Raw genomic sequence first — 14,531 nt, forward strand, 5'->3', positions numbered from 1 at the left:
GTCATTGCGCGCGATAGGGCAGATAGCCCAGGAAACCGGCGATTTTCCAGCGGCCGTCCTCGCGCCGGCAGACATACAGCGTCTGCCAGTTCATCCGCTCAGAACCGCCATCGGCTTTCGCCAGATGGCCGTCGAACTTCTTGCGCACCATGGCGGCATCGCCGTCGATCTCGATCTCCTCCAGCCGGGTGGCGGCGAAGATGCCGTTCCGCGGATCGCCGGCAAAGGCGCCGGCATCGCGGGCGGCGCCGAATTCCTGCGCCTGCCGCAGCCATTCGCGCCGATAGGTTTCCAGCGTCGGGAAGGCCAGCGTGAAGCCCTGCGGATCGGGCTGGAAGTTGCCGCTGATCCCGGCGAAATTGGCTGCGACGAAATCCTGCGCCACCGCGTCCCAGTCTGCGTTGACGAAGGCATCGATGTCGCGCGGGACCAGCATCTCCCAGATGGCGCGGCGATCGGGGTCGGTGAAGGGGTTCAGAAACGGGTCGCGATCACTGGCCATCAGCCGCCCTCGTGAAAATTTTTTCGATCATGCTGCGAAAGTTCTGGAATTGTCGCGGTGAATCCGGCTTGATGTCAAGCGTTGATGAAAATAAATTTCTGAAATGTGCGGAAATATATGACGACGCGCGGGGATGAGGGGATGGGACCGGCATGACCGACAAGCCAGACAGTGCAGGCGGCGCCAACTCGGGGATGGGCGCGCCCGATCTGATCGCGGCGCTGACCGACGAATCGGGGCTGGTTTCGGCGCTCGAACGCAAGCTGGCGGCCTCGATCCTGGCGGATGTCAGTTTTGCCACCAACGCCTCCATCACCGAGATTGCCGCGCGGGCCGGGGTGTCGCCCCCGACGGTGACGCGGTTCTGCCGCCGTCTGGGCTGTGCCTCGTTTTCTGACTTCAAGCTGCAGCTGGCCAGAAGCGCCTATGTCGGGTTGCGTTATCTGCGGCCGGAACCGATGACCTCCACGCCCGCCGAGGTGGCCGAGGATATCGTGACCAAGGCCCAGAACGCCCTGTTCGAGATGCATCGCGGGCTGGATCTGGAGGCGCTGTCGCGGGCGGCCGGGCTGCTGGCGGGGGCGCAGATGATCTACGCTTTCGGGTCGGGGGGCAATTCCTCGATGATCGTCAACGAGTTGCAGAACCGCCTGTTCCGGCTGGGCTGCCGGATCACCGCCTCGAACGACCATGGGATGAGCCTGATGCTGGCGGCGGCCGCGGAGCCGGATGCTGTGGTGATCGGATCGTCCTTCACCGGGCGCAATCTGGAGCTGGTGCGCTGTTTCGGATTGCTGCGCGAACGCGGCATCAAGACCATCGCATTGACGCAAAGCAATTCGCCGGTCGCGGCGGCGGCCGATGTGGTGGTGGCGGTGGATCTGCCTGAGGGGCAGAACATCTTCCGCGCCTCCTCGACGCGTTACGCCTTTCTGGCGGCGGTGGATATTCTGGCCAATCTGGTCGCTTACGCGGATCGCAGCCGCTCGGCCCGGTTGCTGCGCGGGATCAAGGCGCAGCTGATCCGGCATCGCGACGGCGACGACCGCCAGCTTCTGGGCGACTGAACGACCCGCCGGGAGGGGGCGGCGCCCCCGGCGGATGCGGAAAAGCCGCAGGCAATTGGGGGGCGCGATGGCGGCAAGACTGGGAGTGGTGACTGGCGGGGCGGGGGATATCGGGCAGGCAATCGCGCGGCGGTTGTTGCGCGACCATGATGCGGTGCTGCTGGCGGACCGCGATCTCGGCGCGGCCGAGGCCGCGACCCGCGATCTGGGGCCGGGCTGCAGCGCCGTCTGCGTCGATGTCACCGATCCGGCCAGTTGCGCGGATCTGGCCGCAGCGGCGGCCGAGGCGGGGGGTGTGGCGACGCTGGTGAACAATGCGGGCGCCGCAGCCGCAGTCAGCCTGCGCAGCGCCGATGCGGCCAGCTGGCAGGCCGACCGGGCGCTGAACCTCGATGCGGCCTACTATGTCTTCTCGGCGCTGGCGGATCAGCTGGCGGCGCGGCGCGGATCGGTGGTCAATATCGTCTCGGTCAACGGCATGGGTGTGTTCGGGCACCCCGCCTATTCGGCGGCGAAGGCGGGCATGATCCACCTGACCCGGCTGATCGCGGTCGAATACGGCAGCAAGGGCATTCGCGCCAATGCGGTGGCCCCCGGCACCGTGCGCACCCGGGCATGGGAGGCGCGCGCCGCCGCCAACCCCGCCGTCTTCGATCAGGCGGCCGAACATTATGCCCTTGGCCGCATCGTCACGCCGGAAGACGTGGCCGAGGCGGTGGGCTTTCTGGCCTCGCCGCTGGCGGGGGCCATCACCGGGGTGGTGCTGCCGGTCGATTGCGGGCTGACGGCCGGCATCCCGGCGCTCGCCCGCACCTTCAGCCAATCCGATGACTATTGAGGCCGAGATGACCCTGTTTCTGGAAAACACCTGGACGCCGCATCCCTTGCCGGCCGGCACATGGACTGTCACCCTGATGAACCTTTCCGAGGAGGCACTGACGGATTTCACCCTGTCACTGACCACCATCACCCGGATCATGCCCGAACACCGGCTGGAGGGGGCGCGCCTGCTGCGCCGGGTGGCGAATTTCCACGAATTCGCCCCGCCCGAAGGGCTTGTTCTGGCCCCCGGCGCGTGCTGGCGCTTCTCGGCCGAGGGGCTGAACCGATCGCCCTTCCACCGCAACGATGCGGCCAAGACGGCGTGCGTGACGCTGAAGTCGGGCCAGCATCTGCCGGTGCAGCTAAGCGATCTGGTGCAGGGCCATGCGGTCCCGGTGCTGCCGCCGCCGCGCCTGCCTGAAGGCCGCCTGACGCTGCCCTTCGCCAGCATCCCGTGGCCAAACCGGATCGAGGCCGAGGCAGGGCCGGCCCCGGTGGTGATCCATGCGGCGGAAGGGACCTCGCGCGCGGATCTGCGGCTGATGCTGTCCATAGACGCGTTGCACGCGCGGCTGTTCCCGGCGGCGCGAAAACTGTTCCAGATCAGCCCCGCACCCGGCAGCCTTGCGCTGACCTTCGCGGACGATGCCGGCATCCCTGCCGAAGGCTATCGGCTGGATTTCACCCCCGAACGGATCACCCTGACCGCCAGCGCCGAGGCCGGGCGCCGCTACGGCCTGACCACGCTGGCGCAGATGCTGCATGGGGCCTTCGTTGATCCCCAGATGCGCTTCCCCGCGACCGGCCAGATCGTCGACAGTCCGCGCTATGATTGGCGGGGCAACCATCTGGACTGCTCGCGCCATTTCTGGACAGCGGATCAGGTGATGCGGGTGATCGACATCCTCGGCTGGTACAAGATGAACGTCTTTCACTGGCACCTGACCGATGACGAAGGCTGGCGGGCCGAAATCCGCGCCTATCCCGAACTGACCTCGGTGGGGGCTACGCGCGGCTATGACTGCCCCGGCATGCTGCCCCAGCTGGGCGACGGACCAGAGCCGCAGGGCGGATTCTATACGCAGGACCAGATGCGCGCGGTGGTCGCCCATGCGGGTGCACTCGGCATCGAGGTGATGCCGGAGATCGAGACCCCCGGCCATGCCGCCTGCGTGCTGGCGGCGCTGCCCTTCCTTGTCGATCCCGACGAGACACCCGACAGTTATCACCCGGTTCAGGGCTATCCCAACAATTCCTGGAATCCCGGTCTGCCGGAAACCTTCGAAGTGCTCGAAACCATCATCGCCGAACTGGTCGAGATCTTCCCGTCCCGGCATTTTCACATCGGCGGCGACGAGGTGGCCAAGAACGCCTGGCTGGAATCGCCCCGTGCCCGCATCCTGATGCAGCGCGAGGGCCTGTCGGGCACGTTCGAGCTGCAAAGCTGGTTCGCCCGCCGGGTGAAACAGATCCTCGACCGCCACGGCAAGGTGCTGGTGGGCTGGAACGAGCTGTCCCATGGCGGCGGTGTCGATCCCGAAAACACCCTGCTGATGGCATGGGAGCGCCCCGAGGTCGGGATCGAACTGGCGCGGACGGGCTATGACGTGGTGATGACGCCGGGGCAGGCCTATTACATGGACATGGTGCAGGGGCCGGACTGGCTGGAAAACGGCGCGGGCTGGGCCGGTCCGGTGCCCCCGGCCCAGACCTACGGCTATGAGGCCGAGGGCGAGTTTCCCGAAGAACTCCAGCACCGCATGCGCGGCATTCAGTCCTGTATCTGGTGCGAGCATTTCACCACCGTGGACTGGTTCAACGATCTGGTCTTCCCGCGCCTGCCCGCCGTGGCCGAAGCGGCATGGACCCTGAAGGCCAACAAGGACTGGCTGCGCTTCGCCGCGCAGGTCCGGCTGCATCCGAAGCTGTAGGGGAATGTGAAATGCGGATTGCCGGAGATGTGACCCCGATCGAGCGCGCGACCTGTTCCGCGGCTGCGACGGGGTTCAGCGAGAAGGGCTTTCCGTGTCTGGCCGCCTCGGCAGCAGCGGCATGGGGCCGCAAGCCCGGCAAGGACTGGCCGCGCCCTGCGGCCCGGATCCGGCCGCATCCGAAATCTTGAAGGAGGCGATTCATGCGCATTGCCGTGGGCGGGATCCACACCGAATGCTCGACCTATTCCCCGGCGGTGATGGGGATTGAGGAATTTCATATTCTGCGCGGCGACGCGCTGACGGGGCATGACTATTTCGCCTTTCTGGGCCGTCACCCGGTGCAGATCGCGCCCTTGCTGCATGCGCGGGCGGTGCCGGGCGGCCCGGTCTCGCGCGCGGCCTATCACGCGCTGAAGACGGAATTCCTGCAGCGGCTGGCCGGCTCGCTTCCGGTCGACGGGGTCTATCTGGCCATGCACGGGGCGATGAAGGTCGAAGGCATGTGGGATGCCGAAGCGGACTGGATTGCCAGCACCCGTGCGCTGATCGGTCCCGAGGTTCCGGTCGCGGTCAGCTATGACCTGCATGGGAACGTTTCGCAGGCGGTGGTGGACCAGATCGACATTTTCGCCGCCTACCGCACCGCGCCCCATATCGACGTGGCCGAGACGATGGAGGCGGCCTTCGCCATGCTGATCCGGGCGCTGGAAACCGGCGCGCGGCCCGGCGTGGTCCGCCTGCCGGTGCCGCTGCTGCTGGCGGGCGAAAAATCCTCGACCGAGGATGAACCGGCCCGCAGTCTTTACGCCGCCCTGCCGGGGCTGGAGGGGCCGGGCGTGTGGCGTACCGATCTGATGATTGGTTATGTCTGGGCGGATGAGCCTCGCGCCACCGCCTGCGCCATCGTCACCGGCACCGATCCGGCCGCGATGCAGACGGCCGCCTTGCAGGTTGCCACGGATTTCTGGGCGGCGCGGGACCGCTTTGCCTTTGGCCCCGTCACCGGCCCGCTGGACCTTATGCTGGATCTGGCCGAGGCCGCAACGACCAGGCCCATCATCCTCGCCGACAGCGGCGACAACCCGACCGGCGGCGGGGTGGGCGACCGCGCCGATGTGCTGGCGGCGCTGATCGCGCGGGACTGGCAAGGGGCGATCCTCGCCGGGATCGCCGACAGGCCGGCGGTCGAGACCTGTTTCGCCGCCGGCGAGGGGGCGGAAGTGGACCTCAGCATCGGTGCCACGCTCGACCCGGCCAGCCAGCCGGTTCGGGTGCGGGCGCGGGTCCTGCGGCTGGATGCGGGCGAGAGCCCGGCAGAGCGTCAGGCGGTAATCGGGATCGGCGGCATCCGCGCGGTGCTGGCCGCGCGCCGCCGCCCCTATCACAACCTTGCCGATTTCAGCCGGCTGGGGCTGGACCCGACAGAGGCGCGGCTGGTGGTGGTGAAGTCGGGCTATCTGTCGCCGGAACTCGCCCCCCTCGCCAATCCGAACCTGATGGCGCTGACCGATGGCGCGGTCAATCAGGACATTCCCCGGCTGGAAAACCTGCACCGGCCGCCCGGCACCTGGCCCTTCGATGCGGAGGCGCGCTTCAGCCCGCGCGCCGAATCCTCGGCCCGCTTCAAGGGCTAGGCCATGCGGATATGGCTGGACATCCTGCGCCATCACCGGGTCGTGCGTGCCTCGGCGGCGGCGATCTTTCTCTACGGGGTCGCGGGTGCGGCGACCGCGCCCTATCAATCGGTCATCGGCATCCGCGAGCTTGGCCTCAGCGACAATACCTATGCCGCCATCGCCCTCGCCGCCTCGGTCGCCAATGTGGTCATGGCCATCGCGCTCGGGGCGCTGTCGGACCGTTTCCACAGCTATCGCCGTCCGCTGATCTTCGTCGCCAGCTTCGGCATCATCGGCTACGGCGCGATCTGGGCCGCGCCCTCGGCACTGGTCTTCGCGCTGGCGACGGTGGGACCGCTGGCGCTGTTTCACGCCACCAATTCCATGCTGTTCGCGAATGTCCGCGCCCAGTCGGCGCGATTCGATTCCGCCGAAGCCGGGATCGTCAATGCCCTGATGCGCATGTCCATCTCGCTGTCCTGGGTGGTGGTGCCCGGCGCGGTGGGTCTGGCGCTTGCCGGACGGAACAGCATGATCGGCGCCTATCTGATCGCGGCGGCCCTGGCGGCATGCTGCCTCGCCACCATCGTTTTCTGGCTGGAACCCGACGCGCCGCCGCATCTGGACACCAATCCTCGGCGGCATCCCAAGGGGGGCACTGGCACCGCGCGGGTGGCGCCCACCGCCGGGCGCGCCGACCGGCCCGCGCAATCGCGCCTGCCGGTGTCGGTGCTGGCCGATATGGCGCAGATCCTGCGTCCGGGGCTGATGATCTCGGTCCTCGGGGTGGCGCTGATCTCGCAGGTGCTGCATGTCAATGCGACGGTGCTGCCGCTGATCACGCTGGGGCAGGCGGGGGGCACCTCCGAGGATGTGGGCTTCGTCGTCGGCATGGTCGCCGGGCTGGAGGTGGTGTTCATGTTCCTGTGGACCTGGTCGCTGCGCTACCTGCATCTGACCACGGCGCTGGCGGCGGCGACGGTGATCTATATGGGCTACTGTCTGGGCATCGCCTTCGCGTCGCGGCCGTGGCACATCTATGCCGCCAGCATTCTGGCGGGCGTGGGCGCGGCGGGGATCATCTCGATCCCGATTTCCTATCTGCTGGACCTCATCAAGGAGCGGGCCGGTCTCTCCGCCTCGTTGATCGCGGTCAACATGTTCATGGGCGGGGCCATCGGGGCGGCGATTTTCGCGCTTGGCGCGGCGGTGCAGGGCTATCCGGCGGCGGCGATCCTCAGCGGAATGGCGGGGATCGGCGGGGCGCTGCTGCTGATCCAACTGGAAAGGGGAAGGACATGAGTCGGATATTGCTGGAGGTCTGTGTCGATGACGCGGCGGGGCTGGCGGCGGCGCGGGTAGGGGGCGCCGACCGGGTCGAGCTTTGCGCCGCGCTGGCGCTCGGCGGGTTGACGCCGTCCGCCGGGCTGATGGCGCTGGCGAAGGACGCGGGGCTGCCGGTCATGGCGATGATCCGCCCGCGCGCCGGTGATTTCGTCTGGTCGCCCGAGGAGCGCAGCGCGATGCTGGCCGAGATCGGCGCCGCCCGCGCGATGGGGCTTGCGGGCGTGGTGATCGGCGCTTCCCGTCCCGATGGTCGGCTGGACATCGAGGTGCTGGCTGAACAGGTCGCTGCCGCCCGGGGCCTCGACATCACCCTGCACCGCGCCATCGACCTGACCCCCGATCCGGCCGCGGCGATGCGGCAGGTGGCCGCCCTCGGCATCGGGCGGGTGCTGTCCTCCGGCGGGGCGCGCAGCGCGCTTGAAGGGATAGCGCGGCTGCGCGCAATGGCCGAGGCCGCGCCCGAAGTGACGGTCATGCCCGGCGGCGGGGTCAGCGCGGGCAATGCTGCGGAATTTGCCAATCAGCCGGGACTGCGGGAAATCCACGCCTCATGTTCTCTGCCGCAGCCCGCGCCTGCGCTGCCGCAGGTGGCCGCCTTCGGCTTTCAGCCGCCCGGTGCGCGGGCGACCGATGCCGGTCAGGTCCGCGCCCTGCGCGCGGCGCTGGATCAGATCGGGGCGTCGCGTCCGGCGGGGTGAACCTCGTCGTAATAGTCGCGCAGCGCCAGCTTGCTGGCGGCGGCCTGATCCAGCACCACCGTGGTCTTGCGGTGCAGCTGCAGCGCCGAGGCCGGGCAGGCAGCTGAAAGCGGCCCTTCGATCATGGCGCGGGCGGCATCGGCCTTGCCTTCGCCATGGGCCAGCAGCACGACCTCGCCCGCGCGCAGGATGGTGCCGATCCCCATGGTGATCGCGAGGCGCGGCACCTGTGCGGGGTCGTCGAAGAAGCGGGCATTCGCCGCGCGGGTGGAACGGGTGAGCGTCTTCACCCGCGTCAGCGAGGCGAGGCTGGAGGTCGGTTCGTTGAAGCCGATATGCCCATTCGCCCCCAGACCCAGCAATTGCAGGCCGATATCGCCCGCGTCGCTGATCGCCTTTTCATAGGCGGCGGCCTCGGCTTCGGGACTGGGCGCATCGCCGCGCGGCAGCAGCGCCGCGCCTGCGGGCATGTCCACATGGTCGAACAGCTGCGCGCGCATGTAATGCCAATAGGATGCCGGATGGTCCGGCGGCACGCCCACATATTCATCCAGATTGAAGGACCGCGCCTGCGCGAAACTGACCTCGCCGCGCCGGTAGGCGGCAATCAGGCGGGCATAGACGGCCTCCATCGTGCCGCCGGTGGCCAGGCCCAGCACGGCGTCGGGCTGGCGTTGCAGGCGCCCGGCGATCAGGCCGGCGACGCAATCCACCGCGCTGTCGGGGGTGTTGTGGATCAGGACCTTCACAACGGCTTCCAGGCGATGGCGTCGATTTCGACCTTGGCATCGACCATCAGCCGCGACTGCACGGTCGAGCGCGCGGGCGGATGATCGATGAAGTGTTTTTCGAACACCGCGTTGAAGCTGGAAAAGTCGCGCGGATCATCCAGCCAGCAGGTCACCTTGATCACGTCTTCCAGCCCGCAGCCGGCCATGGCCAGCACCGCCTTGATGTTTTCGATGACCTGTTCGGTCTGGGCGACGATGCCGCCGGTGACGACCTCGCCCGCCACCGTCGGCACCTGTCCTGAGACATGGACGTAATCCCCCGCCCGCACGGCCTTGGCGAAGGGGCGCTTCTGGCCGCCCGCCTGGGGATCGGCGGTATCATAGCGGATAAGACGCGACTCGGTCATGCTGTACATCCTTGCAATTTCTTTTCATGTTCTTCCAGTATTTCCGTCGTGACAATCAATTTTTGCACATCATTTCCAACATTCGTGTAAATTATTTTCCTGTCGATCCTTTTGCAGACTCCACCGACCCTTGCCGCCCGTCGCTGGTCGCGCATCGGGTCTTCCCTCGCCCGCGCGGGCTGTTTACGACCGGGTCAGACCAGTCAGGGAGCGCGGGACATGGAATGGGACAGGCTGCTGTCGAACGAACGTCTGCACGGGGCGGCCACGGCTGGGAAGCCCAGCCGCTCGAATTTCGTGCAGGATTACGACCGCGTCATTTTTTCCGCGCCGTTCCGGCGGCTCGCCAACAAGACTCAGGTTCAGCCGCTTTACGAGAATGACCACGTTCATCACCGGCTGATTCACTCGGTCGAGGTGGGCAGCGTTGGCCGCACGTTGGGCATGGAGATCGGTCAATGGCTGGTCGCCGAGGGGTATCTTGCGCGCGGGCGGGAATATGATCTGGCCGATATCGTGCAGGCCGCCTGCGCCGCCCATGACATCGGCAATCCCCCCTTCGGCCATTCCGGCGAGGAAGCCATCGGCGCCTGGTTCAAGGCGCGTTTCGACCGGCCAACGGGGCTGCTGGCGCAACTGGATCCGGCGCTTCACCGCGAGTTCGAGAAATTCGAGGGCAATGCGCAGGGCTTCCGCATCCTCGCCCGGCTGGAGATGTATCGCAACGATGGCGGCATGCGGCTGTCCAAGGCGACGCTGGGCGCGTTCACGAAATATCCGCTGACGGCCGCCACCCGTCAGGCGCTGGAAACGGCCGGGGCTGCGCTGATGCCCTACAAGAAATTCGGCATCTTCAACGCCGAGATGGCGCTGTTCGACGAGGTTGCGGCGAGTTTGGGCCTGCCGCGCGAGAACTCTGCCGGCGGCGGCTGGTATCGCCGCCACCCGCTGGTCTTCGCGGTCGAGGCCGCCGACGACATCTGCTATCGCATCGTCGATCTGGAGGATGCCTTCACCACCGCCGAACTGCCTTATGAGCAGGTGCGCGACCTGCTGCAGGAGGTGACCGGCACCACCCCCCGCCCGCGCGGTGACCGCACCGAGGCCGAGCATGTCGAAGTGCTGCGGGCGATGGCGATCGGCGCGGCCATTCGGGCCTGCGTCGAGGTGTTCAAGCAAAGCTATACCGCAATCATGGCGGGCCAGCTGTCCGGCGGCCTGATCGAGCGCAGTGCGGTCGGGCCGATCTTCCAGCGCATCGCCACGCTGACACGCGACCGCATCTTCACCGCGCGGCGCAAGACCGAACTGGAGGTCTCGGGCCGGCGGGTGATCGAGAATGTGATGACCGGAATCCTGCCGGTCTATGAGGATCTGGCGCGGGCGGGTTGGGACCGCGACAGGCTGTCGCCCTATTCGATGCAGCTTGTCCGCGCGCTCGGTCTGGACCTGCGCGATATCGGGAATGCCGAACAGGCGCTGCACGGGCTGGCCGATTTCACCTCCGGCATGACGGATCGCTATGCGCTGCGCATCTCGCGGATGCTGTCGGGGACCTGAGGGACGATTTTCGCGATGGCGCCTTCAGGCCCATGCGGGCCTGTCTGCAGATGAGCGCGCGCGCCCGGCGGTGGACCGGGATGGAAAGCCTCCGGGGCGTCGTCAGCCGCGCCGAGCCGCATGACCCCCGTCCCCTTACCCGCAGGCGGGCAGCGCGGGTCTCCATCGGCGGATGCGGGTAACGCGCGCGCGCCCCGCGCGATCACGAGAACGCGCCCAGCAGGACGAACAGCGCCCCCTTGACCATCGCATAGACGACCGTTGCCGACAGCAGCAGCGCCACCACGCCGACGAAGACGCCGAGGCAGGCCCAAAGCCCGTCGCGTTCCAGCACCCCAAGTGCGATCAGGCAGATGGCGAAGGCGGGCAGCATGTTGCCGAAGGGGATGGGCAGGGTGACGACCACCGCCAGCACCAGCATGAGCGCCCCCAGCAGATGTTCCGCGCGCGGCCCGACCAGCCAGTTCCAGCGCGGGCGTAGCAGCTTTTCGGCACGGATCAGGAAAGGGCTGACGCGCTGGATCAGGGCCGCGAAAGTGGCGTGCGGGAAGCCACGCCCGGCGATGATCCGGGGCAGCCACGGCACCCGGCCCAGCATCATCTGCCAGGTGAGGTAGAGAAGTGGCAGCCCCAGCAGCCCCGACAGCCCCGGCGGGGCGGGCAGCACATTGGGCATGGCGAACAGAAAGATCAGCGCCGCACGGGCACGGCCCTCCATCAGGTGCATCAGATCGGCAATGGTGATCTCGCTGCGCGAGTCGTCCTCGGCGATCTCTGCCAGGATCTGGGACAGGCGCTTGCGCGGCGGGGGGCGCTTGCGCTGCAGGCCGTTGGGATCGCCACCGCCATCGCCACCGGTCTCGGGGCCTGCGACGGGGTCGGAAGAATGCATGAGATCAGTGTCCATGGTGTGGGCGAAAGGTTCGCCGAACTCGTCGGTGAAGGCAAGACGGCTTGCCGATCATCAACGCGCTGGCGGCGTGCCGGCCGTCATCCGACGCCGCATATCTGGGATCATGACCCGACTGCGATGGCTGTCCGGAGAAGGGCGGTTCGGCGCACCTCGGTTCGACCCGAAAGGGCCGAGGAATCTGCGCACCGCCCGGCAACCTGCATCGGGGTGGCCGCTCAGCGCGATCGCGGTTTTTGATCATGGCCGCGCCGGTGGACCGTCCGCGACCCGGCCCGTGCCCGACGGGCTTGGAGGGCGTGAGGTCCCGCCTGGTAGCCAGATACCGGGGATGAAGGGTCAAGGACTACGCGCGCGCCCGCGCGGGGCGCCGGGTCGGCGCGAAAGACCGCCGAACCCTCGCGACGACAGGCCGTCAGAAAACTTCCGCGCCGCGATGGGACCGGCCGGTAAACCGGGCCAGCCTCGCAGCAGCCACACTCGCCCGGAAAGCGCGGCCGGGTGCTGAAGCGGCGAGGTCCTCCGCAGACCCGGTAGGAGGGGCATATGCGGGATCCGGGCGCGGGCGCGATTCTGATGCATGGTTCGGGCGCGGTGCGGTCACGCGGCCCTTCGGGTCATGTCCCGATCCATCCTGTTGGGCGGCGCAGGGCAATCGCGGCGCCCGTTCCTCCTGCCGGTGACGGGCCGCGCGGAAGGGGATCGCGCGATCACGAAGTGGTGATTCACGGGATCGCGCTGATGCCCCTTGCCGCAGCGGCATTTTGCACCTAGCTTCACGTCACTTACTCGTTGGGGTGTCCCGCGCAACCGGGACTGAGAGGCCAAAGCCAACCCATCGAACCTGATCCGGTTAATACCGGCGGAGGGAACGGGTAGCTTGACGACGCCGCGCGCAGCGCCATGGCGTCGCAATTTCCCCCCGACCCTCCGCCGGTCTGAAAAAGGGGGGCGGCGTGACGGCCATCGCATTGACCATCGCGGGATCCGACAGCGGCGGCGGTGCCGGGATCCAGGCGGATCTGAAGACATTTTCGGCGCTGGGGGTCTATGGCGCCAGCGTGCTGACGGCGGTGACGGCGCAGAACACCCGCGCGGTGACGGCGGTCGAAATGGTCTCGGCCCGGCTGGTCAAGGCGCAGATCGCGGCGGTGCTGGACGATCTGGCGGTTGGGGCGATCAAGATCGGCATGCTGGGCGATCCGCAGGTGATCCGCGCCGTGGCCGAGGGTCTGCGCGGCTGCGCCATGCCGGTGGTGCTGGACCCGGTGATGGTGGCGAAATCGGGCGACCGGCTGCTGGCTGCCGAGGCGGTGTCGGCGCTGCGCGACGAATTGCTGCCGCTGGCCACGCTGCTGACCCCGAACCTGCCCGAGGCCGCCGCCCTGCTGGAACCGGAAGCGGCCCCCGATGCGGTCGCTGACACCCCGGCGGCGCAGGGGCGGGCGTTGCTGGCCATGGGACCTGACTGGGTGCTGATGAAAGGTGGCCATGCCGCGGGCGCGGTCTGCACCGACCTGCTGATCGGCCCAGAAGATCGGGTCTTTCGCGCCCCCCGGATCGCTACACGCAACACCCATGGCACCGGCTGCACCTTGTCCGCGGCCATCGCGGCGGGGTTGGCGCAGGGCATGGACATGCCGCAGGCCGTGGCCCGCGCGCATGACTATCTGCAGTCGGCCATCGCCGCCGCCGACCGGCTTCGCATCGGCTCGGGTCATGGCCCGGTGCACCATTTCCACGCATTCTGGATGGAACCGGCATGGGCCTGATCCGCATTCTGGGCGCCGGGGTGATGGGGCTTTCGGTCGCCACCGAACTCGTTTCGCGCGGCCACCGGGTCGAATTGGTCGACCCCCGGCCCGATCCCGGCCCGCATGGTTGTTCATGGTGGGCGGGCGGCATGCTCGCCCCCTTCTGCGAGGGTGAATCGGCCGAGGAACCGGTCGAGCGGCTGGGCCTCGGGGCCATCGACTGGTGGGACCGCCATGCCGGCGGGGTGCATCGCCGGGGCACGCTGGTCCTCGCCCAGGCCCGCGACCGGTCCGAGCTCGACCGCTTTGCCCGCCGCAGCCGTGGCCATCGCAGCCTGCACGCCGGGGAGATCGCCGCACTGGAGCCGGATCTTGCCGGGCGTTTCACCAGCGGCCTGTTCTACGCCGACGAGGCGCATCTGTCCCCCCGCGCCGCGCTGGCGGCCCTGCACCAGCGCCTGCAGGCGCAGGGCGCGACCTTTCACACCGCACCGCCCGATACCACCCCCGACCACATCATCGACGCGCGCGGGCTGGCGGCACGTGACCAGTTGCCCGATCTGCGCGGCGTGCGCGGCGAGATGCTGGTCCTGCGCTGCCCCGAGGTGACGCTGTCGCGTCCGGTGCGGCTGCTGCACCCGCGCATCCCGCTCTATATCGTCCCGCGCGGCGATGGCGTCTTCATGCTGGGTGCGACGATGATCGAAAGCGACCGGCGTGGCGTGGTCACTGCCCGCTCGGTGCTGGAACTGCTCAGCGCTGCCTATGCGCTGCTGCCGGCCTTTGCCGAGGCCGAGTTGCTGGAAACCGGCGCCGATGCCCGGCCGGCCTTCCCCGACAACCTGCCCCACCTGCGCCGGCGGGGCGCGACATTATTCGCCAATGGCCTGTATCGGCACGGGTTTCTTCTGGCTCCCGCCGTCGCCGCCATGGTCGCCGAGCATCTGGAAACCGGCGCCGCCCCCGAATTCATGGACGAGGTTTTGCTGTGAACATCACCCTGAACGGCACTCCGTGCCGCACTGCCGCCTCCACGCTTTCCGCCCTGCTGGCGGAACGGGGCTTTGGCCCCAAGGTCGCCACGGCGCGCAACGGCGATTTCGTGCCCGCGTCCCTGCGCGAGGCCACCCCCATCGGCGAGGGCGACCGGATCGAGGTCCTCGCCGCCATGCAGGGGGGCTGA

General features: G+C 68.2%; 14 protein-coding genes and 1 riboswitch. Of the genes, 10 read left to right on the forward strand and 4 right to left on the reverse strand.

Going from position 1 to position 14,531, the window contains the following annotated elements; all coding sequences use genetic code 11:
- Nucleotide 1: 1 nt before the first annotated feature.
- Complete coding sequence (locus H1S04_RS00370; protein WP_181743592.1) at nucleotides 2–502, reverse strand: hypothetical protein; 501 nt, start codon at nucleotides 500–502, stop codon at nucleotides 2–4.
- Nucleotides 503–654: 152 nt separating this feature from the next.
- Here H1S04_RS00370 and H1S04_RS00375 point away from each other — a divergent pair, with 152 nt between their 5' ends.
- From H1S04_RS00375 to H1S04_RS00400, 6 genes are all read left to right on the forward strand, one after another.
- Nucleotides 655–1,569, forward strand: coding sequence for a MurR/RpiR family transcriptional regulator (locus H1S04_RS00375; RefSeq protein ID WP_255435410.1), 915 nt, complete (start codon nucleotides 655–657; stop codon nucleotides 1,567–1,569).
- A gap of 67 nt (nucleotides 1,570–1,636) precedes the next feature.
- The gene (locus tag H1S04_RS00380) at nucleotides 1,637–2,407 is read left to right on the forward strand and encodes an SDR family oxidoreductase (protein WP_181743593.1); all 771 of its coding nucleotides are present in this window, start codon (nucleotides 1,637–1,639) and stop codon (nucleotides 2,405–2,407) included.
- Nucleotides 2,397–4,322, forward strand: a complete 1,926-nt coding sequence (locus H1S04_RS00385) for a beta-N-acetylhexosaminidase (protein ID WP_220185057.1) — start codon at nucleotides 2,397–2,399, stop codon at nucleotides 4,320–4,322. Before H1S04_RS00380 ends, H1S04_RS00385 begins: the two co-directional genes overlap by 11 nt.
- Before the next feature lie 203 nt (nucleotides 4,323–4,525).
- On the forward strand, nucleotides 4,526–5,959 hold the full coding sequence (locus H1S04_RS00390; RefSeq protein WP_181743594.1) for a M81 family metallopeptidase: 1,434 nt from the start codon (nucleotides 4,526–4,528) through the stop codon (nucleotides 5,957–5,959).
- A 3-nt stretch (nucleotides 5,960–5,962) separates the two neighbouring features.
- Nucleotides 5,963–7,243 (forward strand): MFS transporter, encoded by a 1,281-nt coding sequence (locus H1S04_RS00395; RefSeq protein WP_181743595.1) that lies wholly within the window; start codon nucleotides 5,963–5,965, stop codon nucleotides 7,241–7,243.
- A complete protein-coding gene (locus tag H1S04_RS00400; RefSeq protein ID WP_181743596.1) occupies nucleotides 7,240–7,986 on the forward strand; it encodes a copper homeostasis protein CutC in 747 nt (248 codons plus the stop codon). Before H1S04_RS00395 ends, H1S04_RS00400 begins: the two co-directional genes overlap by 4 nt.
- Here H1S04_RS00400 and nagB read toward each other — a convergent pair.
- Complete coding sequence (gene nagB, locus H1S04_RS00405) at nucleotides 7,956–8,735, reverse strand: glucosamine-6-phosphate deaminase (protein ID WP_181743597.1); 780 nt, start codon at nucleotides 8,733–8,735, stop codon at nucleotides 7,956–7,958. The genes H1S04_RS00400 and nagB overlap by 31 nt on opposite strands.
- Nucleotides 8,732–9,124 carry a RidA family protein gene (locus H1S04_RS00410; protein WP_181743598.1) on the reverse strand — a complete coding sequence of 131 codons (393 nt, stop codon included), beginning with the start codon at nucleotides 9,122–9,124 and terminating at the stop codon, nucleotides 8,732–8,734. Before H1S04_RS00410 ends, nagB begins: the two co-directional genes overlap by 4 nt.
- A gap of 219 nt (nucleotides 9,125–9,343) precedes the next feature.
- Here H1S04_RS00410 and dgt point away from each other — a divergent pair, with 219 nt between their 5' ends.
- Complete coding sequence (gene dgt, locus H1S04_RS00415; RefSeq protein ID WP_181743599.1) at nucleotides 9,344–10,684, forward strand: dGTP triphosphohydrolase; 1,341 nt, start codon at nucleotides 9,344–9,346, stop codon at nucleotides 10,682–10,684.
- A 202-nt stretch (nucleotides 10,685–10,886) separates the two neighbouring features.
- On the opposite strand, the gene H1S04_RS00420 is transcribed toward dgt, so the two are convergent.
- Nucleotides 10,887–11,591, reverse strand: coding sequence for an exopolysaccharide biosynthesis protein (locus H1S04_RS00420; RefSeq protein WP_255435411.1), 705 nt, complete (start codon nucleotides 11,589–11,591; stop codon nucleotides 10,887–10,889).
- A 786-nt stretch (nucleotides 11,592–12,377) separates the two neighbouring features.
- Nucleotides 12,378–12,482: riboswitch (TPP riboswitch) on the forward strand.
- A gap of 68 nt (nucleotides 12,483–12,550) precedes the next feature.
- Here H1S04_RS00420 and thiD point away from each other — a divergent pair.
- Genes thiD through thiS form a run of 3 tightly spaced genes read left to right on the forward strand, consistent with a single transcriptional unit; the run spans nucleotide 12,551 to nucleotide 14,531 of the window.
- Complete coding sequence (gene thiD, locus H1S04_RS00425; protein ID WP_181743600.1) at nucleotides 12,551–13,366, forward strand: bifunctional hydroxymethylpyrimidine kinase/phosphomethylpyrimidine kinase; 816 nt, start codon at nucleotides 12,551–12,553, stop codon at nucleotides 13,364–13,366.
- A complete protein-coding gene (thiO, locus tag H1S04_RS00430) occupies nucleotides 13,357–14,340 on the forward strand; it encodes a glycine oxidase ThiO (RefSeq protein WP_181743601.1) in 984 nt (327 codons plus the stop codon). The genes thiD and thiO overlap by 10 nt, the downstream gene beginning before the upstream one ends.
- Nucleotides 14,337–14,531: a sulfur carrier protein ThiS gene (gene thiS / locus H1S04_RS00435; RefSeq protein WP_181743602.1), complete on the forward strand. Its 195-nt coding sequence runs from the start codon at nucleotides 14,337–14,339 to the stop codon at nucleotides 14,529–14,531. The genes thiO and thiS overlap by 4 nt, the downstream gene beginning before the upstream one ends.

The organism is Paracoccus sp. S1E-3 (assembly GCF_013868135.1).
Lineage (GTDB): Bacteria > Pseudomonadota > Alphaproteobacteria > Rhodobacterales > Rhodobacteraceae > Paracoccus.

Excerpts from the sequence above, each read along its gene's own strand:
- H1S04_RS00370 (WP_181743592.1), bottom strand. The coding sequence starts at position 502 with ATGGCCAGTGATCGCGACCCGTTTCTGAACCCCTTCACCGACCCCGAT.
- H1S04_RS00390 (WP_181743594.1), top strand. The coding sequence starts at position 4,526 with ATGCGCATTGCCGTGGGCGGGATCCACACCGAATGCTCGACCTATTCC.
- thiO (WP_181743601.1), top strand. The coding sequence starts at position 13,357 with ATGGGCCTGATCCGCATTCTGGGCGCCGGGGTGATGGGGCTTTCGGTC.
- H1S04_RS00410 (WP_181743598.1), bottom strand. The coding sequence starts at position 9,124 with ATGACCGAGTCGCGTCTTATCCGCTATGATACCGCCGATCCCCAGGCG.
- H1S04_RS00400 (WP_181743596.1), top strand. The coding sequence starts at position 7,240 with ATGAGTCGGATATTGCTGGAGGTCTGTGTCGATGACGCGGCGGGGCTG.
- dgt (WP_181743599.1), top strand. The coding sequence starts at position 9,344 with ATGGAATGGGACAGGCTGCTGTCGAACGAACGTCTGCACGGGGCGGCC.
- H1S04_RS00420 (WP_255435411.1), bottom strand. The coding sequence starts at position 11,591 with ATGGACACTGATCTCATGCATTCTTCCGACCCCGTCGCAGGCCCCGAG.
- H1S04_RS00385 (WP_220185057.1), top strand. The coding sequence starts at position 2,397 with ATGACTATTGAGGCCGAGATGACCCTGTTTCTGGAAAACACCTGGACG.
- H1S04_RS00395 (WP_181743595.1), top strand. The coding sequence starts at position 5,963 with ATGCGGATATGGCTGGACATCCTGCGCCATCACCGGGTCGTGCGTGCC.
- H1S04_RS00380 (WP_181743593.1), top strand. The coding sequence starts at position 1,637 with ATGGCGGCAAGACTGGGAGTGGTGACTGGCGGGGCGGGGGATATCGGG.
- H1S04_RS00375 (WP_255435410.1), top strand. The coding sequence starts at position 655 with ATGACCGACAAGCCAGACAGTGCAGGCGGCGCCAACTCGGGGATGGGC.